The sequence below is a fragment of the Serratia sp. T13T92 genome, assembly GCF_047530105.1.
GTDB lineage: Bacteria > Pseudomonadota > Gammaproteobacteria > Enterobacterales > Enterobacteriaceae > Chania > Chania fonticola.
The window spans coordinates 214,467-239,854 of sequence record NZ_JBLJAK010000002.1; the positions used below are offsets into that span (position 1 = coordinate 214,467).

The window sequence follows — 25,388 nt, forward strand, 5'->3', positions numbered from 1 at the left end:
CGCAAAAATACCCGCCCTGGACCATCCAAGGCGGGCCGGCGTGGGTTAATCCCCGCTTCGCCCAGCACCACGGCGGTGCCGTGAGTCGCATCCAGCTCAAAGCCCTGCTTGAGCAGGCTGGCAGCTAAATCCACTACGCGAGCCTTATCCCCACCGCGCACCGACAGCAGCGTACGGCCTTTCTTCATGCCGGAGTTACTGCCCAGCATCGCCTTGGAGAAGGCTCCTGCTCTGTTGCTGGCTCGCTGTGTTCCATCAGATACTGCACCAGCCGCTGGCGATAGGCTTCCCCGGCGGCGATCAAGGCCGGTTCGTTACAGGTGAAGGTGCTGTGCACGGCAAAATATGGCTGCCACTTCATACCGCAGTAAATCGCCGTGGCCTGTAGCGGCTGGCCCACGATGCCCCCATCCCCTGTTCATCAGGATATGGGGGCAATATGGCATCACCGCCTTACGGCAATGATTGACTCAACGTGTTGATAATCTCAAACAAGCGGTCAATTTCCTGGCGGGTGTTGTAATGCATCAATCCGATCCGTACGACACCGCCACGTTGCTCCAGACCCAGTTGGCGGATAAGCCCCAGCGCATAAAAATGCCCGTTGCCGACACAAATATTGTGCTCGCCCAGCGCTCTAGCAACCGATTCAGGCAGCACGTGCGCAAACGTCACGGCGAAAGTCGGGGTCCGGCTGTTGGCATCGGGCCGATCGATACCGTACAAACGCGCACCTTTGACTTGCCGTAGTTTATCCAGGAAATAAGCGCTGAGCGCTTCTTCATGTTGGCTGAGTTGGCTAAAGCTGTCTTGCAAGCGCTGCCGCAATGGCGCGCCCGCCTCTCCCCACTGAGCCAGGTATTCGATCGCAGCAGTCACCCCCGCGAGTCCCTCAAAACTCTGAGTCCCCGTCTCAAAACGCCCAGGGCCAAGATCGGTGGCCGGCTCGACCTTGTAAGGACGTAACGTTTGCAACCACGGCGCAGCCAGATAGGCAATCCCGACGTGTGGACCAAAAAATTTATACGCGGAACACAGGAGTATATCGCAACCCAGCGCCTGAACATCAATAAGGCGGTGTGGAGCATAGTGCACAGCATCTACATACACCAAAGCGCCAACCTGGTGCGCCGCCTCAACGATACGCTTTATATCCACGATCGAGCCTGTGGTATTAGACGCATAGGTGACAGCCACCAACCGGGTTTTGGCGTTAATGAGCGCACAAAGTTTATCGACGTCTAACGTACAATCCTGATCGTTAACTGGAGCCTGATGGACGACGACCTGTTTATCGCCAGCGGCCTGTTGCCAGCTCGAAACGTTCGCATAGTGATCCAGAGCGGTGACGATCACCTCGTCCCCGGCTTGCCACTCCCGGCTGATAGCGCGGCTCAGTTGAAAAGTCAGTGAGGTCATGTTGGCGCCAAAGACAATATTGTCAGCCGAACCGGCATTCAAGAAGGCCCGAACAGACTCTCTGGCTTGTAACATCACTTGCTCAGTGGCTTTGCTGGAAAAGTAGTGTCCCCCCAGATTGGCATTATGGTGGCCCAAATAATCGACCATCTTGTCTAATACCGTACGCGGAACCTGTGAGCCACCAGGGCCATCAAAGAACACCACGCTTTTTCCTTGATGCAGCTGATCCAGAGCGCTGAATTGCGCCCGGCTTTGTTCAGGCGTAAATGTCATACCACCCTCGCTGTCAGAACAAAAACATCCATATGCCCTTCTTTATCGGTCTCGACGGCACGGATTGGGCAGGCGTTATGCCACAACTTACTATCAGCAATCATGGCAACTTCGCCATTTTCCAACACCTTACGGAAAAATGGCTCTTCGCGATTGCTGTTATAGAGCAGGATATCCCCCCCGACAATGTTATGCCTGTCGATACCGACTATCGCGATATGATCAAAACCATCACGATGGATGCCTTCCGGCGCCACCTGAGTTTCATCATAGGTGGTGGTAATGCGGATTTGGTGGATCTCTATTTCCTGGTTGTTCGGTAGAGCATTGCTTTCAACAAAGACCCCACACATTTCACGCATCCCCTCATTTTGCCAGGTTGTGGTCAGGAGCGGTTCGAACTGGCGGACAATATTGCCCTGAAAGCGGTTGATATCCTCAGATTGTACAAACTCATGTTTGCCCGTCTCTACGACCTTTCCATCCTGAAAACGCATGACGGAATAACGCCGCAGGCGGTACTTGCCATCTGCATGTTGGGTGTGGGGAAGCGTGTTGAATGAAGGAGCCAGTTGAGCAATCCCTTCCCGGCTAAGATGGGTGATCTGCAGGATGTTCTCGTGTTTGTTTAGCATGATGACACCTTATTGAACAGGTCCGTTTTACAACAGAAAATAACAGTAATCATCATTAAAAGTAGATAAAGATAATGGGATATCAAATTTGTCACCCCAAAAATATGACCTACCCCCATAAAATCAGCACAAGCCGCAAATCATCACTATTGGGTTGCTCCAGCAATAAAAAAGGCGCTGCAAAAGCAGCGCCTCAGTGATTGCCAAGTTATTAACTTACTTGGTGATACGTGCGTGCAGTTCCTGTACCGAAGTCACCTGCTCGGTTGGATCTGCCTTCATCGCCATCGAGGTAGCAAAGCCACCGTTCATCGTGGTGTCGTAGTGCACTTTATACTGCAGCGCACTGCGGCGGATCAGCTTGGAGTCTTCAATCGCCTGACGCCCCGCCGTGGTATTAACGATGTAGGTGTACTCGCCGTTCTTGATGCGGTCCTGAATGTGCGGACGCCCTTCATGTACCTTGTTGACCAGGCGTGGGTTAATCCCCGCTTCGCCCAGCACCACTGCGGTGCCGTGGGTGGCATCCAGTTCAAAGCCCTGCTTGAGCAGGCTGGCAGCCAAATCCACTACGCGAGCCTTGTCCCCACTGCGAACCGACAGCAGCGCACGGCCTTTCTTCATGCCGGAGTTACTGCCCAACATCGCCTTGGAGAAGGCTTCGGCGAAGGTGCGGCCAACGCCCATCACTTCACCGGTCGAGCGCATTTCTGGCCCGAGGATCGGGTCAACGCCTGGGAATTTGTTGAACGGCAGCACCACTTCCTTGACCGAGTAGTACGGCGGGATAACCTCTTCGGTCACGCCCTGTTCGGCCAGCGATTTACCGGCCATCACGCGCGCCGCCACTTTCGCCAGCGGTACGCCGGTCGCCTTGGAAACGAACGGCACGGTACGTGCGGCGCGTGGGTTCACTTCGATCAGGTAGACTTCGTTGTTCTTCACCGCAAACTGCACGTTCATCAGACCACGGACCTGCAGTTCAAACGCCAGTTTTTCTACCTGCTGGCGCATCACATCCTGGATCTCTTTGCTCAGCGTGTAGGCTGGCAGTGAACAAGCGGAGTCACCGGAGTGGACGCCAGCCTGTTCGATATGCTCCATGATGCCACCGATCAGCACGCGCTCGCCGTCACAGATAGCATCCACATCCACTTCTACCGCGTCGTCCAGGAAGCGGTCCAGCAGCACTGGCGCATCGTTGGACACGCTAACCGCGTTCTGGAAGTAACGACGCAGGTCGATGTCGTCGTAAACGATCTCCATCGCACGGCCACCTAGTACGTAGGATGGGCGCACCACCAGCGGATAACCGATACCGGCCGCTTTCTCAACCGCCTGTTCGATGGTTGCCACAGTGGCGTTGGCTGGTTGCTTCAGGCCCAAGCGGTTAACCGCCTGCTGGAAACGTTCACGGTCTTCGGCACGGTCAATCGCATCCGGGCTGGTGCCGATAATCGGCACGCCTGCCGCTTCCAGCTCACGCGCCAGTTTCAACGGGGTTTGTCCGCCGTACTGCACGATCACGCCTTTTGGCTTCTCGATGCGCACGATTTCCAGCACGTCTTCCAGCGTCACCGGTTCGAAGTACAGGCGATCCGAGGTGTCGTAGTCGGTAGAGACGGTTTCCGGGTTACAGTTGACCATGATGGTCTCGTAACCGTCTTCGCGCAGCGCCAACGAGGCGTGTACGCAGCAATAGTCGAACTCGATGCCCTGGCCGATACGGTTCGGGCCACCGCCCAGGATCATGATTTTCGGGCGATCGTTGGTCGGGTTGGATTCACACTCGTCTTCATAGGTGGAATACATGTAGGCGGTGTCGGTCGCAAATTCTGCCGCACAGGTGTCCACACGCTTGTAGACCGGGTGCATGTTGAAGCTGTGGCGCAGCTTGCGGATTTCGCTTTCCGCCACGCCAGCCAGCTTGGCCAGGCGTGCATCGGCAAAGCCTTTACGCTTGAGCGTGCGCAGGAAATCAGCGTTCAGGCCGTTGATGCCCGCTTCAGCAACCTGCTCTTCCAGACGCACCAGCTCTTCAATCTGCACCAGGAACCAGCGGTCGATGTTAGTCAGGTTGAACACGCCATCGACGGACAGACCGGCGCGGAAAGCATCGGCGATGTACCAGATACGATCGGAACCCGCATCCTTCAGCTCACGGCGGATCTTGGTCAAGGCTTCCGGATCGTCCAGGCTCACTTTCGGATCAAACCCGGTCGCACCCACTTCCAGGCCGCGCAGCGCTTTCTGCAATGACTCCTGCTGAGTGCGGCCAATCGCCATCACTTCGCCGACCGACTTCATCTGGGTGGTCAGGCGATCGTTGGCACCGGCAAACTTCTCGAAGTTGAAGCGCGGGATCTTGGTGACGACATAGTCGATGGACGGCTCAAAGGAGGCTGGCGTACGGCCACCGGTGATGTCATTCATCAGCTCATCGAGGGTGTAACCCACCGCCAGCTTGGCGGCGATCTTGGCAATCGGGAAGCCGGTCGCTTTCGAGGCCAGCGCCGATGAACGGGATACGCGTGGGTTCATTTCAATCACGATCAGGCGGCCGGTTTTCGGGTTCACCGAGAACTGCACGTTGGAGCCGCCGGTTTCCACCCCGATCTCACGCAGCACCGCCATCGAGGCGTTACGCATGATTTGGTATTCTTTGTCGGTCAGCGTTTGCGCTGGAGCCACCGTGATGGAGTCACCGGTATGGATACCCATCGCATCGATGTTTTCGATCGAGCAGACGATGATGCAGTTGTCATTCTTATCGCGCACCACCTCCATCTCGTACTCTTTCCAGCCGATCAGCGATTCGTCAATCAGCAGCTCTTTGGTCGGGGATAGATCCAGACCGCGCTCGCAGATCTCTTCGAACTCTTCGCGGTTATAGGCGATACCGCCACCGGTGCCGCCCATGGTAAATGACGGGCGGATAATGCATGGGAAGCCCACATCGGCGGCCACCGCCAACGCTTCTTCCATATTATGGGCGATGCCGGAACGCGCCGTGTCCAGGCCAATTTTCTTCATGGCGATATCGAAACGGCGGCGGTCTTCAGCTTTGTCGATGGCATCGGCGGTAGCGCCGATCATGGTAACGCCGAACTCGGCCAGTACGCCCTGACGTTCCAGCTCCAACGCACAGTTCAGCGCGGTTTGCCCACCCATGGTTGGCAGCACCGCATCCGGGCGCTCTTTCTCGATGATTTTACGCACCACTTCCCAGTGGATCGGCTCGATGTAGGTGGCATCGGCCATTTCCGGGTCGGTCATGATGGTGGCCGGGTTCGAGTTGACCAGTACGACGCGGTAACCTTCTTCACGCAGCGCCTTACACGCCTGGGCACCAGAGTAGTCAAATTCACACGCCTGGCCGATAACGATCGGGCCAGCGCCGAGGATCAGGATGCTTTTTATATCTGTACGTTTTGGCATGGCTTTTCTGGCTCCTGATTATTTGGCGTTGGTACGGTAAGTCTCAATCAGTTCGATAAAGTGATCGAACAGCGGCGCGGCATCGTGCGGGCCTGGGCTGGCTTCTGGGTGGCCCTGGAAGCTGAACGCGGCTTTATCGGTACGATGGATGCCCTGCACCGTGTGGTCGAACAGGGATTTATGCGTGACGCGCAACGTGCTCGGCAGATTATTTTCATCAACGGCAAAACCATGGTTCTGCGCGGTGATCATCACGGTGTTGTTATCCAGATCCTTCACCGGGTGGTTACCGCCGTGGTGGCCAAGCTTCATCTTCATGGTTTTGGCACCGCTGGCCAGCGCCAACAGTTGATGGCCCAGGCAGATACCAAATACCGGAATATCGGTTTCCAGGAAACGTTTGATGGCGGTAATGGCGTAATCACAAGGCTCTGGATCACCAGGGCCGTTGGACAGGAAGATGCCGTCCGGAGCCATTTTCAGCACGTCTTCCGCAGGGGTTTGCGCTGGCACCACGGTGAGGCGGCAGCCGCGATCCACCAGCATGCGCAGGATGTTACGCTTGGCGCCGTAATCGTAGGCCACTACATGGTAAGGCAGTTCGCCCGCAGGTTTAGCCTCCGGCAAATCGCCTTCCAGCGTCCAGCTCCCCTGTTGCCAGGCGTAAGCCTCTTTGGTGGTGACCTCTTTTGCCAGATCCATGCCTTTCAGGCCAGGGAAAGCCTTGGCTTTTTGCAGCGCCAGCTCGGCATCGGTGAGGTCGCCCGCGATGATGCAGCCGTTCTGTGCGCCTTTCTCACGCAGCAGGCGGGTCAGCTTGCGGGTATCGATATCGGCAATCGCCACAATGTTGTGACGCTTGAGGTAATCGGCCAGGCCCATTTCGTTGCGGTAGTTGCTGGCAATCAGTGGCAGGTCGCGGATGACAAGGCCTTGAGCATGAACAGCGGAGGATTCTGCGTCGGAATCATTGGTGCCGACATTGCCGATATGAGGATAAGTAAGAGTAACGATCTGGCGGGAGTAGGAAGGATCAGTGAGGATTTCTTGATAGCCGGTCATCGAGGTATTGAAGACCACTTCCCCCACTGCCGTACCTTCTGCCCCGATGGCCCGACCGTGGAATTGGGTTCCGTCTTCCAGAACCAATAGCGCTGACTTAATCAAAACACCCTCCGAGGAATAATCAATCACAATATTTGCATATTAATTCAGATTTCACGCCCTAAATCAATGCAAAAACCGCCCTCAAGGCCAATTTTTGGCAAATTGGGCGCATTTTAATGATGAGCGTCCCGCTTGTCTAGATAAAGCGCCATTTTTTCCATTATTTTGCTGCCCTCAGGGTTTAAAGGGGGTCACAGGCACAAAAACACCAGCAAACTTGACCGAGTAAACGGTTGCGAGACACAGTGACAGAAAAAATGGCTTAAAACAGCTAAAATCGATGCGGGGAGCAATAAAGATGGCAGTAAAAACAGGAATTAGACCGGATAATATATAAAAATAATAGCTACACAATTAAAATAAATCGTAAGCTTCATTTTTAATGTTAAAAAAAAGGACAATAAAATTATTGCCCGATTATCATATCATTATGATCAACACAACCACATCACGATGGTGTTCATTAAAATTATAACTGGTCTAAACCGAGCACGTCACGCATATCAAACAGCCCATTATGCTGGTTTGAGATCCAGGATGCGGCACGCACCGCGCCATTGGCAAACGTCATCCGGCTTGAGGCTTTATGGGTGATCTCTACCCGTTCGCCAATATCGGCAAACATAGCGGTATGTTCACCCACAATATCCCCGGCACGAATGGTGGCAAAGCCGATGCTCTTTGGATCGCGCTCGCCGGTATAGCCCACACGCTCGTAAACCGCGCACTCTTTCAAATCACGTCCCAAGGCACCGGCAATCGCCTCGCCCATGGCTAACGCCGTTCCTGAAGGGGCATCTACCTTGTGGCGGTGGTGAGCTTCCACAATTTCAATATCGGTATAATCGCCCATGACCTTGGCCGCTTTTTCCAGCAGCTTGAGCACCACGTTGACGCCCACGCTAAAGTTGGCGGCAAACACGATGCCAATCTGCTGTGCCGCGTCCTGGATCGCCGCTTTACCTGCATCATCAAAACCGGTGGTGCCGATCACCATGGCTTTGCCGTGGGCCACGCAAAACGCCAGATGGGCCAGGGTGCCTTCCGGGCGGGTGAAGTCGATCAGGATATCGAAATCGCTGACAACCTTTTCCAGGTTATCGCTGACGGTAACGCCCAATGCACCAACACCAGCCAGTTCGCCGGCATCGGTGCCAACCAGGCTAGAACCCGGGCGCTCCAACGCTGCCCCCAATACCACACCTTGTGCCTGCTGCACGGCCTGGATCAATTGGCGCCCCATGCGGCCACCGGAACCCGCAATCGCGATGCGGATTTGTGAATCAGTCATACTTCGCTCTCTTTTATGGTCAAAAGCCACTCCTCGGCTATGGATTCAGGGTAACTTCCCTACCCTATCACTACCAGAGGATTTGCTTACGGATTAGAAAATTATGATATGCCCGGTATGTTATCAGTAACGCTGTCAATTGATTAACAATTACCCGATTAGCGTCAACCTTCTGGTTTTACATAATCATGCACTATTTATGCATTACGATGAATGGCGTAAAGGGGGTTTCTGCAAGTTAAATAGCGGCTGTTATTATCGCGACACATAAAGCCCGAAGCAGAGGGGAGTCATACAGGTTAGTTGAAGCCCCAGGGACGGGTTTACGGCGTGTCGGCGTTCTGTATGGCTCCCACCTGTTACACCATTAATTACAGCTAGTTAAAACGCAAAACGGGGAGCATGAAAGCTCCCCGTTCAAATAGATGACAAAGTGGTAATGTTGCAGACTCTTAACGGGCGCAGCATGCAGCGCCCCTACGTAGCAACACTCAAGCCTGGGGTAAGAAAAACCATCAGTCGATCTGCTTGATATCCATGCGCAGTTCTTTCGGCACTTCAAACACGATGTTCTCTTCACGGCCGCTGAGCTCATGCACGTCCTTGCCGCCCAAAGCTTTCAAGCGGCTGATGACGTCCTGAACCAGCACGTCCGGCGCAGAGGCTCCAGCGGTGACGCCAATGTTGCTCGCATCTTTCAACCAGGATTCCTGAATGTCCGCCGCCGAGTCGATCAGATAGGCTGGTTTACCCACGCGCTGGGCAAGTTCCGCCAAACGGTTGGAGTTGGAGGAGTTCTTCGACCCCACCACCAGCACCACGTCGGCATCACCTGCCAAGCTGCGCACCGCTTCCTGACGGTTGGTGGTGGCATAGCAGATATCGTCCTTGCGCGGCCCGATAATATCCGGGAAGCGCTTACGCAACGCATCGATCACGTCGGAAGTATCGTCCACCGATAAGGTAGTCTGGGTCATAAAGCACAGGTTATGCTCGTTCTTTACCTGCAATTGCCAGACATCTTCCGGCGACTCAACCAGGTACATGCCACCCTGAGGGTTACTGTACTGGCCCATGGTGCCTTCCACTTCCGGATGTCCGGCGTGGCCAATCAGGATCGCTTCGGTGCCCTTACGGCTGGCACGGGCCACTTCCATATGCACCTTGGTCACCAACGGACAGGTAGCATCGAACAGCATGGTTAGATCGCGGGCTTTGGCCTCGGCACGAACTGCCTGTGAAACACCGTGGGCAGAGAAGATCAGGATCGAGCCATCCGGCACTTCCGAGATCTCTTCGATAAATACCGCACCGCGCTCACGCAGGCTTTCGACCACGTAGCGGTTATGTACCACTTCGTGACGGACGTAAATCGGCGCGCCATAAATCTCCAGCGCACGCTCTACGATGCTGATCGCACGATCAACCCCTGCGCAAAAGCCACGTGGATTAGCCAGCAATATTTGCATGCGCTTCCTCCTGCTTCGGGTCGATCTCCAGTACTTCGATATCGAAGGTCACCGGATGCCCCGCTAACGGATGGTTGAAATCAACGGTGATCGAATCTTCCGCCACTTCACGCACCACACCAGGCATTTCACTGCCGTCGATGGCGGTAAACAACATGATGGTGCCGACATCCGGTACGCCGGTTTCGTTGAAGTCGCGGCGTGAGAAGAACTGGATGAGATCCGGGTTCTCCGCACCGAACGCAGCTTCCGGTTGCAGGGTAAACGTGCATTTATCCCCTGCCCGCAGGCCGATCAGCTGCTGTTCCAGCGGAGCAGACAGGCTACCATCGCCCAGGCGGAACAGCGCTGGTTTGCCGTTGCCCTGGGTGGATTCCGCCGTCGTTCCATCTGCCAGTTTCAGCGTAAAATGCACCAGCACTGCGCTGTTGCCGTTAACCTGAGCCGTCATATCACTTACCTTCGCTGTTGACGCTTTTCTTCGCTGGCAAGAACCCTTCCAGCACGATCATGGCGGCACCGACGCAGATAAAGCTGTCCGCCAGATTGAAGGTCGGGTAATGCCAGTTGCCGATATAAAAGTCGATGAAATCGACCACAAAGCCATGCCACAGACGATCAAACAGGTTGCCGAGCGCACCGCCGATAATAAAGGCATAGGCGATATTGTTCAGCTTCTGCTGGGCACTGCTGCGATACATCATCACCAGCAGCACCACCACGATGGCGACCGCAATACCGGCAAAGAACCAGCGCTGCCAGCCACCGTGATCCGCCAGGAAACTGAACGCCGCGCCGTAGTTACGCGCGTAGTACAGGTTGATTGACGGGAACAACGGCTGGGTCTGGCCCAGCACGAAGTTACTCAGGATCCACTGTTTGCTGAAAAAATCCAGCGCCAGCACCACCACTACCAACCATAACCAGCGCAAGCCGGTCGAACTTATCGGTCTACTCATCAGGCGCGTGTTCTCAAGCAAAGTTACGTTTTTCGCCGTCACCGGCTACGTTGGTCACACAGCGGCCGCAAAGTTCTGCGTGCTCCGCCACCTGGCCGACATCGGTGGTGTAATGCCAGCAGCGCGGGCACTTCTCACCATCCGCTTTGCTGAACGCAATTTTCAGCCCCTTCAACAGTTCGCTTTGCTGCGCATCTGCCGGAGCATCCGCAAACGGTGCTACGCTGGCCGAAGAGGTCAGCAACACAAAGCGCAGCTCGTCTTGCAGGCTGTTCAGACGCGCTGCCAGATCGCTATCGGCGTACAGCGTAACCGCCGCCTCCAACGAACCGCCAATGTGCTTGTCTGCACGCGCCTGCTCCAGCACCTTGTTCACTTCGCCACGCACTTTCAGCAGATCGGCCCAGAACGCATCGTTCATGCCTTCACCTGCGGCCAGCCCGAACAGACCGTCGTACCACTCTTCGGTAAACACGTACTGCGTACGCTCACCTGGCAGGAAGGCCCAGATTTCATCGGCGGTAAACGACATGATCGGCGCCATCCAACGTACCAGCGCTTCTGCAATGTGGAACAGAGCGGTCTGGCAGCTGCGGCGGGCAACGCTGTCGCTTTTCGCGGTGTACTGACGGTCTTTAATGATGTCCAGATAGAAGGAACCCATTTCTACCGAGCAGAACTGCATCAGACGCTGCACCACTTCGTGGAAATCGTAGTTGGCATAGGCCTGCTCGATATCCTGCTGCGCGGCCATTGCACGACCTACGGCCCAGCGATCCAGCACCACCATCTCTTCCGGGGCCACGCAGTCAGTGCTCGGATCAAACCCGTTCAGGTTGGCCAGCAGGAAACGCGCGGTATTACGGATGCGGCGATAAGAATCGGCAGCACGCTTGAGGATTTCGTCGGAAACCGCAATCTCGCCGGTGTAGTCGGTAGACGCGACCCACAGACGCAGAATGTCGCCACCCAGCTTGTTCATCACGTCCTGCGGGCTGACGGTGTTGCCGATTGACTTGGACATTTTGCGGCCCTGACCATCGACGGTAAAGCCGTGGGTCAGCACTTCTTTGTAAGGCGCTTTGCCCTTCATGGCGGTCGAAATCATCAGCGACGACATGAACCAGCCACGATGTTGGTCGGAACCTTCCAGATACATGTCTGCAGAGTGGCCATTGAATTCTGGACGCACGTCAACCACGGAAGAATGGGTTGAACCTGAGTCGAACCAAACGTCCAGCGTGTCTGGCACTTTCACATAATCGGCCGCTTCGGCGCCGAGGATATCGGCAGCGTCCAGATCCCACCAGGCCTGGATCCCGTCCTGTTCAACACGCTTGGCCACTTCTTCCATCAGCTCTACGCTGCGTGGGTGAAGCTGCTCAGTGTCTTTGTGCACGAACAGGGACATTGGAACACCCCAGGTACGCTGACGTGAGATACACCAGTCTGGGCGGTTAGCCACCATGGTTTCAATACGCGCCTGGCCCCAATCCGGGATCCACTGTACGCCCTTGATCTCTTCCAGCGACTGCTTGCGCAGGCCCTTTTGATCCATGCTGATAAACCATTGCGGCGTGGCACGGAAGATGATCGGCGTTTTGTGACGCCAGCAGCACGGGTAGCTGTGTTGCAGTTTTTCTACGTGCAGCAGAGCGCCCTTTTCACGCAGCAGCTCAACGATCAGATCGTTGGCCTTGAACACGAACTTGCCGTCCAGCGTTGGATAGGTGCCGGTCAGGTAGCAGCCGTTCGGGCCAACCGGGTTGGCGACTTCCAGGCCGTATTTCTGGCCGATCACGAAGTCATCAGGGCCGTGGCCAGGTGCGGTATGTACGGCACCGGTACCGGCATCCAGCGTAACGTGATCGCCCAGGATCGCCGGCACGTCAAAACCCATAAACGGATGGGTAAAGCGCATCAGTTCCAGATCGCTGCCCTTGCAACTGCCCAGCACTTCCCAATGGGTGATGCCTGCGCGTTTCATCACGCTTTCTACCAGATCCGCTGCCAGGATCAGGCATTGGCCTTCAACCTGTACCAGATGGTAGCTGAATTCTGCATTCAGCGAGATCGCACGGTTGGCAGGCAGCGTCCACGGTGTGGTCGTCCAGATCACCAGTGACACCGGGCCATTCACGCTGGTTACGCCAAACTTGCTGGCCACCGCCGCCGCATCAACCGCGTGGAACGCAACGTCGATGGATGGCGAGGTTTTGTCGTAATATTCAACTTCCGCTTCCGCCAGGGAAGAACCGCAGTCCGTACACCAGTGCACCGGCTTGGCGCCTTTGAGCAGATGACCATTGCTGATGATCTTGCCCAACGCACGGATGATGTTGGCTTCGGTTTTAAAATTCATGGTCAGGTACGGATGATCCCAGTCACCCAGAACCCCCAGACGGATAAAGTCTTTCTTCTGGCCTTCAACCTGCTCGGCAGCATATTCACGGCATTTCTGGCGGAACTCTGCCGGTGTCAGTTTCTCACCCGGTTTGCCATACAGTTGCTCAACCTTCAGTTCGATAGGCAGACCGTGACAGTCCCAGCCTGGAACATAAGGCGAATCAAAGCCAGCCATCCCTTTTGACTTGATAATAATGTCTTTGAGGATCTTGTTTACCGAGTGACCAATGTGAATGCTGCCATTCGCATACGGAGGGCCGTCATGCAGAATGAAGGATTTCTTGCCCTTTTTGGCGGCACGAATGATCCCGTACAGATCCTGTTCATACCAACGTGCGAGCATGCCAGGTTCACGCTTGGCGAGATCGCCACGCATCGGGAACCCTGTTTCCGGCAAGTTCAGGGTATTCTTGTAGTCACTCATTAGATTCTCGATCTCGTTTCGGTTCGTAGATTAAGCCGGTGTCTGTAGCCCGAAGAACGTCCGGGCCGTCACCACATCATTGGCGATTTGCTGCTTTAGCGCATCGAGCGAAGCAAAACGCTGTTCATTGCGCAATTTTGCGCGCAGCACCACATCCAGGTGGCGCCCGTAAAGATCCATGGTTACGTCCAGCAGGTGCACTTCCAACTGCTGACGTACGCCTGCCACCGTAGGGCGGGTGCCGATATTGGCCACGCCCGGCAAAGGCTCGGGGCCCAGGCCATACACATCGACGGCATACACCCCTTTCACCGGGGCAACCAGGCGTTTGAGCGGCAGGTTGGCGGTTGGGAAACCAATGGTTCGCCCCAGTTCATCGCCATGCACTACGCGCCCGGAAATACTGTAAGGATGCCCCAGCAGGGTTTCTGCCAGTGGCAAATCATCATCACACAGCGCATTGCGGATGGCGGTGCTGCTGATGCGCAGGTCGCCTTCACGGAAGCTTGGTGTGCTGACCACCTCAAAGCCGAATTCTTGCCCGGCAAGCTCTAACAGCGGGAAATCCCCCTGGCGACCAGCACCAAAGCGGAAATCATCCCCCACCATCAGGAATTTTACCCCCAGCTTTTCGACCAGCAGCTCGGCAACGAATGCCTGAGCGGTATGGGCGGCAAAACGGGGATCAAACTTGACGCACAACAGGTAATCAACCCCGGCCTGCGCCAGGTATTTGGCTTTGTCACGCAAACGCGTGAGGCGGGCCGGAGCCTTATCCGCGGCAAACAGTTCCAGCGGCTGTGGCTCAAAGATCATGACGATGACGGGTAACCCCAGGCGTCGCCCTTCCTGCTTCAACTGCCCCAACAGCGCCTTGTGACCGCGATGGACGCCGTCAAAGTTGCCGATGGTGAGCACACAGCCACGGTGGCGTGCCCGGATATTATGGATGCCGCGAATTAGCTGCATAGCTGGCCCAACACAGTGGAAATCGGCGGATTATACCTTGTACAGCGGTCAAGGTTAACCCGCGATTGGTTCCTTTGATGTAATAGTCATACCATACCGGAGGATAATCGCCTTAACCACCGTTTATCTGGCCCAATGCGTGCTATATTAGCGCGCTGATAGCGAGCTTGGCTTCTGGCCGACGCTTGAAAGACGGGGGATAACCCACCAGGACCAACAGCTTGCAGACTGTGATGCAAATCACATGGCGATTTTTCTCGTGAAACACTGTATTCCCATGGCTGAAGCTGGTAAAATCCTGCGCCATCACAACGTAGCAAGTGCCGCCCGTACAAACGGCGCTTATTTGCACAAATCCATTGACAAACGAAGGCTAAAAGGGCATATTCCTCGGCCTTTGAATTGTCCTCAATATATATATTTGGGAGTTGGACCTTGGCTAATATCAAATCAGCTAAGAAACGCGCCATACAGTCTGAGAAACGTCGCAAGCATAACGCTAGCCGTCGCTCAATGGTGCGTACCTTCATTAAGAAGGTTGACGCAGCTATCGCAGCTGGCGACAAAGACGCAGCACAAAACGCATTCCTCGTAATGCAACCACTTGTGGATCGCCAGGCTGCTAAAGGCCTGATCCACAAAAACAAAGCAGCGCGTCATAAGTCAAACCTGACGGCGCGTATCAACGCAATGCAATAAGCATTACGTTGTGTGCTTGTTAAAAAAACCGGCCTCGGCCGGTTTTTTTACGCCTGGCGTTCAAGCCTACAGCGCGAACAACGCCGAGAAGTCCTTGTTGCATACCCGCTGTACCGCCGGGTGCTGGATCATTCGCTCGGCAAAAATGATGTAATACTCTTCCTGCACGCTATCGACACGCCCGATCTCCACCACGTCATCATCGCTATAGGTATCCAGCGCATACAGCGTTGGCGCCACGAAGATCGCATTGTGGTACAGGCCGAAAGCCTTCATCAGGGCCGCATCGTCAAACTCCCCCAGTATTTCTACCTTGATACCTTGCGTGTTAAACCAGTTGAGCAGCTTGCGCCCCAGCATTGAACGCCTTCCCGGGATCAGCAAGCGGCGCTGTTCCAGACAGGCCGGAAACGGTAAATCGGGTATCGGCTGACGACAGAAGAAACTGACCCCACACTCGCCCAGCTTAAGCGAAAACAAACCTTCCTGCTGGCTGGAGTCGACCGGGCAATCCGACAGGATCATATCCAGCTTATGCTGGCTCAGTTGCTCCAACAGCATCTCATGGGTTGATTCAAAACAGCGCAGGTGGATCTGCTCGTTGTCCACCACCGCCGTTTCCAAGACCTGGCTGACCAGACGTTTGGATAGCGCATCCGCGACGCCCACGTCAAACAGCAGGTTGGACTCCTTGCGATAGTTGACGATATCCAGCATTTCCTGGCTGAGCATAAACATCTTGTCGGCATAGCGGAACACCAGTTGGCCTAGCTCGGAGGGTACCAGCCCACGCCCCTGGCGTTTGAACAACTTACCGTTGAGCCGTTCTTCCAGTGCCTTGATTTGGCCGGTGATGGTCTGCGGCGTGAGGAACAGGGCTTCTGCCGCTCCCACAACCGACCCCTCCTTGCAGACCTGCCAGAAGTAATAAAGATGGTTAAAGTTGATATGAGACATTCTCAAAACGTTCTCTCCTTAGGTTTCTCATCGGCAAACGGTCTGCCGTGATGAGCGACAAACTCCCTATCGTTAATTTCGGACAACGCAAAGTTATCTTTAATCCCAAGTGCAGCGTGGCTGACGAAGCCACGCTGCCGCTACTATTGTAATAGCCCTTCAGCAACGAGGGGTAAACACAAAGGTCATCGGCTGCGAGGCAAGCTCAAACGCAACAGGCCGTAACCTACTACCGCAGCGCTGGTCGATCCCAATAGTATGCCTAATTTGGCATAGGTACTGAGAGCCACATCCGCATCGGCGAAGGCCAATGAGGCAATAAAAATCGACATGGTGAAACCAATACCACAGAGCACGGCCACGGCAAACACCTGTTTAAAGCCGATATCCTGCGGCAAACGGGCAATCCCCAGCTTCACCGCCAGCCAGCAGAAGACGAAAATCCCCAGCGGCTTGCCAATAAACAGCCCGGCAGCAATCCCCAGCGGCAGCAGTGAAGTCAACCCGCTCAAAGACACCCCTTGCAACGAGACACCCGCGTTGGCAAAGGCGAACAGCGGCAGGATCAGGAAGGCGACCCAAGGGTGCAGCTCATGCTCCAGGGTTTCAGAGGGCGAAGGTTCACTCTTGGCGTTCAGCGGGATCATAAAGCCGACAATCACCCCCGCCAGCGTAGCGTGAACGCCTGACTTGAGGATCGCTACCCACAGCACCAATCCGACCATCATATAAAGCGAGGTCTTACCCACTCCCCGCCAGTTCATTAGCGCCAATACCGCAATTGCGGCAGCCGCAACACCCAGCGCCACCATCGAGACTTGATGGGTGTAGAACAACGCGATAATGATGATGACCCCAAGGTCATCGATAATCGCCAAGGCCAGCAGGAATACTTTCAGGCTGGTCGGCACCCGATTGCCCAGTAAGGCCATCACCCCCAAGGCAAAGGCAATATCCGTTGCCGCCGGGATCGCCCAGCCCTGGCGAGTCACTTCATCGGCACCGTTGAACAGCAGATAGATCAGCGCCGGAGCCAGCATGCCGCCTAACGCGGCAATCGCCGGGAAGATAGCCTTCTCACGCCCAGCCAGGGAGCCTTGCAGCAGTTCACGTTTGACTTCAAGCCCCACCACCAGGAAGAAGATGGCCATTAAACCGTCGTTAATCCACAGCAGCAGCGGTTTGGCAATTTCCAGCGAGGCGATGCTGACCGCCACCGGTAAATTAAGGAAGGCCTGATACAGCCCCTGTACGGGGGTATTGGCCATGATCAAAGCCACCACGGCGGCAGCGATCAGAATAATGCCCCCAGCGGCTTCTTGACGCAGAAATTGACGAATAATAGTAGTCACAGTAAGTCGCTCCAAAATGCCCGTCGTCTTTCAAGCTGCGACTCGAAATCCATAGGGCATAGATAATGGGGGCAAAGCGCCCCGGTTTCCAGACAATGAAACGAGTATAGTCGAGTAATCACCTCGAAAAAATCAGTTTATAAATGCAAAATAACTCGATAAAACCGATCTGTTTGAGCTGTATATCACACTTTTCATAGGGGCATTCAGGCAGCAAAAGATAAAAAAACCCCGGTTTGCTTAAACCGGGGTTTGAGGATTGATGCGCGGGGAACGTTGATTAACGAGTCAGGTCGTCAAAAAACTTTTTCACGCCGTCGAAGAAGCTTTTCGAACGCGGGCTGTTTTTATCCCCAGAAGGGCCACCCAGGCTCTCTTCCAGCTCTTTGAGCAGCTGCTTCTGCTTCTCGTTCAGACTCACCGGCGTTTCTACCACCACGCGGCACAGCAGGTCACCCTGGCTGCCACCCCGTACCGATTTCACCCCTTTGCCACGCATACGGAACAGTTTACCGGTCTGAGTTTCCGCCGGTACTTTCAGCTTGACGCGGCCATCCAGCGTTGGCACTTCAATCTCGCCACCCAAGGCAGCCATAGCAAAGTTGATCGGCACTTCACAGTAGAGGTTATTGCCTTCACGCTCGAAGATCGGGTGAGCACTCACCTGAACCTGAACGTACAGATCCCCTGCTGGCGCACCGTGTTCACCGGCTTCACCTTCACCCGACAGGCGGATGCGGTCGCCAGTATCTACGCCCGCCGGGATTTTCACCGACAGGGTTTTGGATTTCTCTACGCGACCGTGGCCGTGACATTTGTTGCACGGATCCTTGATGATCTGACCACGCCCGTGGCAGTGCGGACAAGCCTGCTGCACGGTGAAGAACCCTTGGCGCATCTGCACCTGGCCCTGACCATGACAGGTCGGACAGGTTGCCGGCGAACTGCCCGGCTTGGCACCGTTGCCATGGCAGACATCACACTCTTCCAGCGTTGGAATACGGATCTCTTTGGTCACGCCACGCACGGCTTCTTCGAGCGTCAGATCCATGTTGTAACGCAAATCGGATCCACGGCTGGCACGTTGACGGCGTCCGCCGCCAAAGATATCGCCAAACACGTCGCCAAAGATATCGCTGAAGTCGGCACCGCCGCCACCAAAGCCACCACCACCGCCCATACCACCTTGCTCAAAGGCCGCATGGCCGTATTGATCGTAGGCAGCACGTTTTTGATCGTCGGTCAGGATCTCGTAGGCTTCCTTGACCTCTTTAAACTGGCTTTCGGCGTCTTTTTCCTGATTACGATCAGGGTGATACTTCATCGCCAGGCGCTTATACGCCTTTTTGATTTCGCGCTCGTCTGCCGTCTTGGCAACGCCGAGCACCTCGTAATAATCTCTCTTCGCCATTATTTCTCTTACCCTTAACATGCGTGCACGGGCGTAGAGTTGCCTCGACGCCCGTGCTGGTTTCCGGTTACAGCCTGTGGCCGCACCGTGCCCGCTTAAGGGCGATTATTTTTTGTCTTTAACTTCTTCAAACTCGGCGTCAACCACGTCGTCGTCTTTCTGCGCCGCGTTGTCTGCACCGGCATCAGCACCCTGTGCCTGCTGCGCTTGAGCCTGGGCCATTTCCATCAGTTTGCCGGAAACCTGCACCAGAGCCTGGGTTTTCGCTTCGATTTCGGCTTTATCTTCGCCTTTCACCGCCGCTTCCAGATCTTTCAGCGCGCTCTCGATAGCGGTTTTGTCTTCAGCTGGCAATTGCTCGCCCGCTTCTTCCAACTGCTTACGAGTACCGTGGATCAGGTGATCCGCCTGGTTACGAGTTTGCACCAGTTCTTCGAACTTACGGTCAGCTTCAGCGTTCACTTCGGCATCGCGTACCATTTTCTGGATTTCTTCTTCGTTCAGACCAGAAGACGCCTTGATGGTGATCTTCTGCTCACGGCCGGTGTTCTTGTCTTTCGCAGACACGTGCAGAATACCGTCGGCATCGATATCGAAGGTCACTTCGATCTGTGCCATACCGCGTGGTGCCGGCTGGATGCCGTCCAGGTTGAACTGGCCCAGTGACTTGTTGTCATTGGCACGTTTACGCTCACCCTGCAGCACATGGATGGTCACCGCTGCCTGGTTGTCTTCGGCAGTAGAGAACACCTGGCTGTGCTTGGTCGGGATAGTGGTGTTTTTGGTGATCAGCGGCGTCATTACGCTGCCCATGGTTTCGATACCCAGTGACAGTGGGGTAACGTCCAGCAGCAATACGTCTTTCACATCACCGGCCAACACACCGCCCTGAACCGCAGCACCAACGGCAACCGCTTCGTCCGGGTTAACGTCTTTACGTGGTTCTTTACCGAAGAAGTCAGCAACTTTCTTCTGAACCATAGGCATACGGGTCTGGCCACCGACCAGGATCACGTCCTGAATGTCAGAAACCGACAGGCCTGCGTCTTTCAGTGCCACTTTCAGCGGCTCGATAGAGCGAGCAACCAGATCTTCTACCAGCGACTCGAGTTTTGCACGGGTCACTTTGATGTTCATGTGTTTTGGACCGCTGCCATCTGCAGTGATGTACGGCAGGTTGACGTCGGTCTGTTGAGCAGAAGACAGCTCGATCTTGGCTTTTTCAGCGGCTTCTTTCAGACGCTGCATCGCCAACGGATCGTTGCGCAGATCCATGCCCTGCTCTTTCTTGAACTCTTCCACCAGATAGTTGATCAGGCGGCTGTCGAAGTCTTCACCACCCAGGTGGGTATCACCGTTGGTTGCCAGAACTTCAAAGGTTTTTTCACCGTCAACGTCGTCGATCTCAATGATTGAGATATCGAAAGTACCGCCACCCAGGTCATAAACCGCGATGGTACGGTTGCCCACTTCTTTGTCCAGGCCATAAGCCAGGGCCGCAGCAGTCGGTTCGTTGATGATACGTTTCACTTCCAGACCTGCGATACGGCCAGCATCTTTGGTCGCCTGACGCTGAGCATCGTTGAAGTAGGCAGGAACGGTGATAACCGCTTCAGTTACCGGTTCACCCAGGTAATCTTCCGCCGTTTTCTTCATTTTCTTCAGGACTTCCGCAGAGATCTGCGGAGGTGCCATTCTCTGGCCCTTCACTTCCAGCCAGGCGTCACCGTTATCGGCAGCGACGATGCTGTAAGGCATGATAGCCTTGTCACGCTGTGCTTCTTCATCCTGGAAGCGACGGCCAATCAGGCGCTTGATCGCAAACAGGGTGTTCTGTGGGTTAGTAACAGCCTGACGCTTAGCAGGCTGGCCAACCAGAATTTCACCATCCTGGGTATATGCGATGATTGAAGGAGTGGTGCGATCGCCTTCGGCATTCTCCAGCACGCGCGCCTTGCCACCATCCATAATTGCTACACAAGAGTTGGTTGTACCCAGGTCGATACCAATAATTTTGCCCATCTAAACATCTCCACTAATAAATTCATAATCGGTCAGGTTGCTAACTATATGCGGGCGTTTTTTTGCTTTTCAACTGCCCGGCATCTCAGTGTTACCCGCGGTCAGCAACTGCGGTTGCCAATAAGATGGGGCCATCCACACCAGCATCAAGGGGCAGGGCAAAAAAAATTTCGTTTTTATCCGCAGCCAGATCATTGTTTCCTGGCGTGGGGATCATTATGATGCCGCGCGCTCTGATGGAAGTTATGGGTTTTTCGGCCATTCAGACCAATTATTAAATTACCTATCCATTTTCGTTACAATTCTGTTATCGCAGAGGACATATGCACTCCAACAAGTTGGCAAATCCCGGCCCCCTGGGTCTGATGGGCTTCGGGATGACTACCGTCTTGCTGAACCTGCACAACGCGGGCTTTTTCCCACTGACTTCCGTCATCATCAGTATGGGGATTTTCTTCGGTGGCATGGCTCAGATTTTTGCCGGTATTCTTGAGTTCAAGAAAGGCAACACCTTCGGCTTGACCGCCTTCACCTCTTACGGCTGCTTCTGGCTGAGCCTGGTAGGCATCCTGCTGCTGCCACGCATGGGCCTGGCAGAACCGACTGACGCGAACGTCCTCGGTATCTACCTTGCACTGTGGGGCATCTTCACCCTGTTCATGTTCTTCGGCACGCTGCGCACCAACCGTGGGTTGCAGTTCGTGTTTGCCAGCCTGACCGTGCTGTTCGCACTGCTGGCCGTCGGCAACATCACCGGTAACCACGCGATCCTGACGTTCGCCGGTTACGAAGGCATCATCTGTGGCGCTAGCGCAATCTATCTGGCGATGGCTGAGGTGATCAACGAACAGTTGGGCCGCACCGTACTGCCAATCGGTCCGGTGGAAGCTCAGCAGACCAAACCAGCTGCTGTCACTGCCTGATACCCGTCGTCTTTCAAACTGCAGCGTTGTTACCTGCACTTACTCACCCCAGTCACTTACCCAAAAGTAAGCTCCTGGGGATGAGTAAGCTTGTCGCCTAGCCGCAGCTTGAAATCCATAGGGTATATGATGAAAATAAAAAACCCCTGCGATGCTTAATCGCAGGGGTTTTTATTGGGCGAAAATCGCTTAGTTCAAGAGCGGTTTTTCACTGTTCAGGTCGCGACGCAGGTAGATCCCCAGCAGCAGGCCGAGCGTCGATAACGCCAGCATATAGTAAGCGGGCGCTAACGGGGTTAACTTCATGATCAGCGTGACAAATACCGGGGTTAAACCCCCAAAAATCGCGTATGCCACGTTGTAGGAGAACGAAATCCCGCTAAATCGCACTTCCGCCGGGAAAGCCCGCACCAGTACGTAAGGCACCGCGCCGACGATCCCCACGCTGAAGCCAACCAGCGCATAGGTGGCAAACAGCATTTCTGGATGTGTTGCCACCGACTGATAGAACAGCCAACTGCACCCTGCCAACAGCACACTGCCGACGATAAAGGTTTTGCTGGCGCCAAAGCGGTCCGCCGCCGAACCAGAAACGATGCAGCCAGCAAACAGCATGATGATCGCGATGCTGTTAGCCTGCAGTGACAATGCCGGGGCTATGGCAAACTGTTTTTGCAGGTAGGTTGGCGTCATCAGGATCACCACCACAATGCCTGCCGACAACAGCCAGGTCAGCAGCATCGAGACTGCGATCTCTTTACGGTGATTCATCACCACCGATTTCAGCGGCAGCTCTTCTGCCAGCGCCTTACGCGCCTGCATCTCGATAAAGATTGGGGTTTCCTGCAACCAGCGGCGCAGATACATGGCAAACAGGCCAAAGATGCCGCCCAGGAAGAACGGAATACGCCAGCCACCGTCATGAATGGCCTGTTGGCTGAGCGTGGTATTGATAATGGTGGCCACCAGCGAGCCGAGCAGGATACCGGCTGTCAGGCCAGCAGTGAGCGTGCCACAGGCAAAACCAACGCGTTTGCGCGGCACATGCTCCGCCACAAATACCCAGGCACCAGGGACTTCACCACCGATCGCCGCGCCTTGCAGAACCCGCATCAACAGCAGCAGCAACGGTGCGGCGATGCCGATACTGGCGTAGGTGGGCAGCATCCCCATCGCCAACGTCGGTAACGCCATCAGCAGGATGCTCAGACTGAACATCTTTTTACGGCCCACCAGATCGCCGAAGTGCGCCATGATAATGCCGCCCAATGGCCGAGCCAGATAGCCCGCCGCAAAGATACCGAAGGTCTGCACCTGGCGCAGCCACTCAGGCATATCCGCCGGGAAGAACAGATCGCCCATTACCGCGGCAAAGAAAACAAAAATGATGAAGTCATAAAACTCCAACGCACCGCCCAGGGCTGCCAACGTCAGAGTCTTATAATCTTGCCGGTTGAGCCGACGATTATTATCGTGATGCATAAGATACCGTTAGAGGAAACAGGAAAGACACAGAAAGCATAATGGCTGACTGTAAAAAGTTTCTTACTATAACGGCAAAATACTTTCACACCAGATGCGCTGAAGGTTATCCCGCAGATTGCTGAAATTTAGAGATTTATCTCGCGCCGCGCATTCTTGGGACGAAATGCTGCTACCACGGCCTCGTGGGTCTCTACATAAGGGCCTTCGAGCAGTTGGATGCAATAAGGCACGCTGGCAAAAATACCGTGCACCACCACCTTGCCTGCCTCGTCCTTCACCCCTTCCAGCGTTTCTTTAATCGATTTGGGTTGCCCCGGCAGGTTGATGATCAACGCCTGTTTACGGATCGCCCCAACCTGGCGTGAAAGAATTGCCGTTGGCACATAGTGTAGGCTGATTTGGCGCATTTGCTCGCCAAAACCAGGCATCACGCGATCGGCAATCGCCAACGTAGCATCGGGAGTCACGTCACGCCGGGACGGGCCAGTACCGCCGGTAGTCAGCACCAGATGGCAGCCCATTTCATCAACCAGTTCACACAACGTATGCTCAATCAACGTCTGCTCGTCTGGGATCAGTCGGGTCTCCAGGGTGAACGGCGTCGCCAAAGCGCTGCCCAACCACTCTTCCAGCGCCGGGATCCCTTTATCCTGATAAACGCCCCCTGAAGCGCGGTCCGAAATAGAAACCAAACCAATGCGTAATGTATCCATGTTTTACCTCTGTCTTATGCCCCGGTTACCGAAGGGAGATTAATGACGGGAGTATAGGGTGTTTGCTCAATGAGGTGGATATTCAGATATAAAAAAAGGTGGCCGAGGCCACCTTCTGCGCTGATTGATTGCCGCTGTTACAGCAGATCAGCGATCATTTTTTCCAGCTTGCCCTGGTCTACGGCAAACTTGCGGATACCGTCGGTCAGTTTCTCAACCGCCATTGGATCCTGGTTGTGCTGCCAGTAGAACTCAGGCTCGGTCAGCGGTGCCGGACGCGCTTTCACTTCGCCGGTATAAGACAGTTTACGCTCCAGTGCGCCTTCGCTCTCTGCCAGCTCTTTCAGCAGTGCAGGTGCGATGGTCAGACGATCGCAGCCCGCCAGTTCGATGATTTCACCGACGTTACGGAAGCTGGCGCCCATCACCACGGTTTCATAGCCGTGCTGCTTGTAGTACTGATAAATTTCGGACACCGAAACCACGCCCGGATCTTCGTGCGGGGCAAACTCTTTCTTGTCGCCATTGGCTTTGTACCAGTCAAGGATACGGCCAACGAACGGCGAGATCAGGTACACGCCAGCTTCGGCGCAGGCACGTGCCTGAGCGAAGGAGAACAGCAACGTCAGGTTACAGTTGATGCCTTCTTTTTCCAGACGCTCGGCAGCACGGATACCCTGCCAGGTGGAGGCCAGCTTGATCAGGATGCGATCGTTACTGATGCCCGCTTCGTTATACAGTTTGATCAGGCGCTTGGCTTTGGCAACGCTGGCTTCGGTATCATAAGACAGACGCGCGTCCACTTCGGTGGAAATGCGGCCCGGGACCAGTTTCAGGATCTCCAGACCAATGTTGACGGCCAGCTTGTCTGCGGCATCGGCAACCTGCTGATCGCGATCGTTGCTCTGCTCGCGCGCCCAGGCAATGGCTTCATCGATCAGTTTACGGTATTCAGGAATTTGCGCTGCGTTGAGGATCAGCGAAGGGTTGGTGGTGGCATCTTGCGGTTGATATAGCTTCATTGCAGCGATATCACCCGTATCCGCAACTACCGTAGTCAGCTGGCGTAGGGACGTTAATTTATCGGTCATGTTGGCATTATCTCATCGTTTGTGCATGAACTTTTGGCATCGTTCAACCATGCCTTGTCCTGATAATAACATGCACGCAGCCCGGCGCAAGGCAGGAAAATCACGCGCTGGCGACGGTTGTTTTATCCTTGCACGAGCAACCGGTTACGCACCGATAATTCGCAATTACCGAAGCAATGCCACGGCATTAACGCGCTATCCCGCCTGGAAATTATGTTAAATTCCCGCCAGCTGTTTTATTCACCGAAAACCCCAAAAGAAGGCTGTAATTCCCGTCAATGG

General features: G+C 54.9%; 20 protein-coding genes and 2 pseudogenes. 2 read left to right on the forward strand and 20 right to left on the reverse strand.

Going from position 1 to position 25,388, the window contains the following annotated elements; genetic code table 11:
• Positions 1–38: 38 nt before the first annotated feature.
• The 12 genes and pseudogenes from ACMV5I_RS04630 to ribF all read right to left on the reverse strand — a co-directional run.
• Positions 39–230: pseudogene (locus tag ACMV5I_RS04630) on the reverse strand (hypothetical protein); the annotation flags it as partial.
• A pseudogene (locus tag ACMV5I_RS04635) lies at positions 185–403 on the reverse strand (hypothetical protein); the annotation flags it as partial. The pseudogenes ACMV5I_RS04630 and ACMV5I_RS04635, both read right to left, overlap by 46 nt.
• Before the next feature lie 50 nt (positions 404–453).
• The gene (locus ACMV5I_RS04640) at positions 454–1,695 is read right to left on the reverse strand and encodes a cysteine desulfurase-like protein (RefSeq protein ID WP_414823769.1); all 1,242 of its coding nucleotides are present in this window, start codon (positions 1,693–1,695) and stop codon (positions 454–456) included.
• The gene (locus ACMV5I_RS04645) at positions 1,692–2,330 is read right to left on the reverse strand and encodes a 2OG-Fe dioxygenase family protein (RefSeq protein WP_121608669.1); all 639 of its coding nucleotides are present in this window, start codon (positions 2,328–2,330) and stop codon (positions 1,692–1,694) included. The genes ACMV5I_RS04640 and ACMV5I_RS04645 overlap by 4 nt, the downstream gene beginning before the upstream one ends.
• Before the next feature lie 216 nt (positions 2,331–2,546).
• Positions 2,547–5,768, reverse strand: a complete 3,222-nt coding sequence (gene carB / locus ACMV5I_RS04650) for a carbamoyl-phosphate synthase large subunit (protein WP_024483568.1) — start codon at positions 5,766–5,768, stop codon at positions 2,547–2,549.
• An 18-nt stretch (positions 5,769–5,786) separates the two neighbouring features.
• Positions 5,787–6,935 (reverse strand): glutamine-hydrolyzing carbamoyl-phosphate synthase small subunit, encoded by a 1,149-nt coding sequence (gene carA, locus ACMV5I_RS04655; protein ID WP_059201949.1) that lies wholly within the window; start codon positions 6,933–6,935, stop codon positions 5,787–5,789.
• A 469-nt stretch (positions 6,936–7,404) separates the two neighbouring features.
• Positions 7,405–8,226 carry a 4-hydroxy-tetrahydrodipicolinate reductase gene (dapB, locus tag ACMV5I_RS04660; protein WP_024483570.1) on the reverse strand — a complete coding sequence of 274 codons (822 nt, stop codon included), beginning with the start codon at positions 8,224–8,226 and terminating at the stop codon, positions 7,405–7,407.
• 515 nt (positions 8,227–8,741) lie between these two features.
• The gene (gene ispH, locus ACMV5I_RS04665) at positions 8,742–9,695 is read right to left on the reverse strand and encodes a 4-hydroxy-3-methylbut-2-enyl diphosphate reductase (RefSeq protein WP_121608667.1); all 954 of its coding nucleotides are present in this window, start codon (positions 9,693–9,695) and stop codon (positions 8,742–8,744) included.
• Positions 9,676–10,146 carry an FKBP-type peptidyl-prolyl cis-trans isomerase gene (fkpB, locus tag ACMV5I_RS04670; protein ID WP_414823770.1) on the reverse strand — a complete coding sequence of 157 codons (471 nt, stop codon included), beginning with the start codon at positions 10,144–10,146 and terminating at the stop codon, positions 9,676–9,678. Before fkpB ends, ispH begins: the two co-directional genes overlap by 20 nt.
• A gap of 1 nt (position 10,147) precedes the next feature.
• Positions 10,148–10,654 (reverse strand): signal peptidase II, encoded by a 507-nt coding sequence (gene lspA / locus ACMV5I_RS04675; protein ID WP_024527207.1) that lies wholly within the window; start codon positions 10,652–10,654, stop codon positions 10,148–10,150.
• A gap of 13 nt (positions 10,655–10,667) precedes the next feature.
• The gene (ileS, locus tag ACMV5I_RS04680) at positions 10,668–13,484 is read right to left on the reverse strand and encodes an isoleucine--tRNA ligase (RefSeq protein ID WP_121608666.1); all 2,817 of its coding nucleotides are present in this window, start codon (positions 13,482–13,484) and stop codon (positions 10,668–10,670) included.
• Between the two features lie 30 nt (positions 13,485–13,514).
• Positions 13,515–14,453 (reverse strand): bifunctional riboflavin kinase/FAD synthetase, encoded by a 939-nt coding sequence (gene ribF, locus ACMV5I_RS04685; RefSeq protein ID WP_414823771.1) that lies wholly within the window; start codon positions 14,451–14,453, stop codon positions 13,515–13,517.
• A 435-nt stretch (positions 14,454–14,888) separates the two neighbouring features.
• On the opposite strand from ribF, the gene rpsT reads away from it, so the two are divergent.
• Entirely contained in the window at positions 14,889–15,152 is a 264-nt protein-coding gene (gene rpsT / locus ACMV5I_RS04690) for a 30S ribosomal protein S20 (protein ID WP_024483576.1), read from the forward strand.
• A gap of 66 nt (positions 15,153–15,218) precedes the next feature.
• Here the strand turns inward: rpsT and nhaR are convergent, their stop codons facing one another.
• The 5 genes from nhaR to ACMV5I_RS04715 form a co-directional block, all read right to left on the reverse strand.
• Positions 15,219–16,115: a transcriptional activator NhaR gene (gene nhaR / locus ACMV5I_RS04695; RefSeq protein ID WP_024527211.1), complete on the reverse strand. Its 897-nt coding sequence runs from the start codon at positions 16,113–16,115 to the stop codon at positions 15,219–15,221.
• Positions 16,116–16,294: 179 nt separating this feature from the next.
• On the reverse strand, positions 16,295–17,461 hold the full coding sequence (gene nhaA / locus ACMV5I_RS04700) for a Na+/H+ antiporter NhaA (RefSeq protein WP_121608664.1): 1,167 nt from the start codon (positions 17,459–17,461) through the stop codon (positions 16,295–16,297).
• Positions 17,462–17,741: 280 nt separating this feature from the next.
• Positions 17,742–18,872: a molecular chaperone DnaJ gene (gene dnaJ, locus ACMV5I_RS04705; protein WP_121608663.1), complete on the reverse strand. Its 1,131-nt coding sequence runs from the start codon at positions 18,870–18,872 to the stop codon at positions 17,742–17,744.
• Between the two features lie 105 nt (positions 18,873–18,977).
• Positions 18,978–20,894: a molecular chaperone DnaK gene (dnaK, locus tag ACMV5I_RS04710; RefSeq protein ID WP_021179252.1), complete on the reverse strand. Its 1,917-nt coding sequence runs from the start codon at positions 20,892–20,894 to the stop codon at positions 18,978–18,980.
• Positions 20,895–20,985: 91 nt separating this feature from the next.
• Complete coding sequence (locus tag ACMV5I_RS04715) at positions 20,986–21,156, reverse strand: hypothetical protein (protein ID WP_166734064.1); 171 nt, start codon at positions 21,154–21,156, stop codon at positions 20,986–20,988.
• A gap of 61 nt (positions 21,157–21,217) precedes the next feature.
• On the opposite strand from ACMV5I_RS04715, the gene satP reads away from it, so the two are divergent.
• Positions 21,218–21,817: an acetate uptake transporter gene (gene satP / locus ACMV5I_RS04720; RefSeq protein ID WP_202672739.1), complete on the forward strand. Its 600-nt coding sequence runs from the start codon at positions 21,218–21,220 to the stop codon at positions 21,815–21,817.
• Positions 21,818–22,006: 189 nt separating this feature from the next.
• On the opposite strand, the gene ACMV5I_RS04725 is transcribed toward satP, so the two are convergent.
• The 3 genes from ACMV5I_RS04725 to tal form a co-directional block, all read right to left on the reverse strand.
• On the reverse strand, positions 22,007–23,299 hold the full coding sequence (locus ACMV5I_RS04725) for an MFS transporter (protein ID WP_121608662.1): 1,293 nt from the start codon (positions 23,297–23,299) through the stop codon (positions 22,007–22,009).
• A gap of 128 nt (positions 23,300–23,427) precedes the next feature.
• Positions 23,428–24,015, reverse strand: a complete 588-nt coding sequence (gene mog / locus ACMV5I_RS04730) for a molybdopterin adenylyltransferase (protein WP_024483581.1) — start codon at positions 24,013–24,015, stop codon at positions 23,428–23,430.
• Between the two features lie 137 nt (positions 24,016–24,152).
• A complete protein-coding gene (tal, locus tag ACMV5I_RS04735) occupies positions 24,153–25,106 on the reverse strand; it encodes a transaldolase (RefSeq protein WP_199061230.1) in 954 nt (317 codons plus the stop codon).
• Positions 25,107–25,388 lie beyond the last annotated feature (282 nt).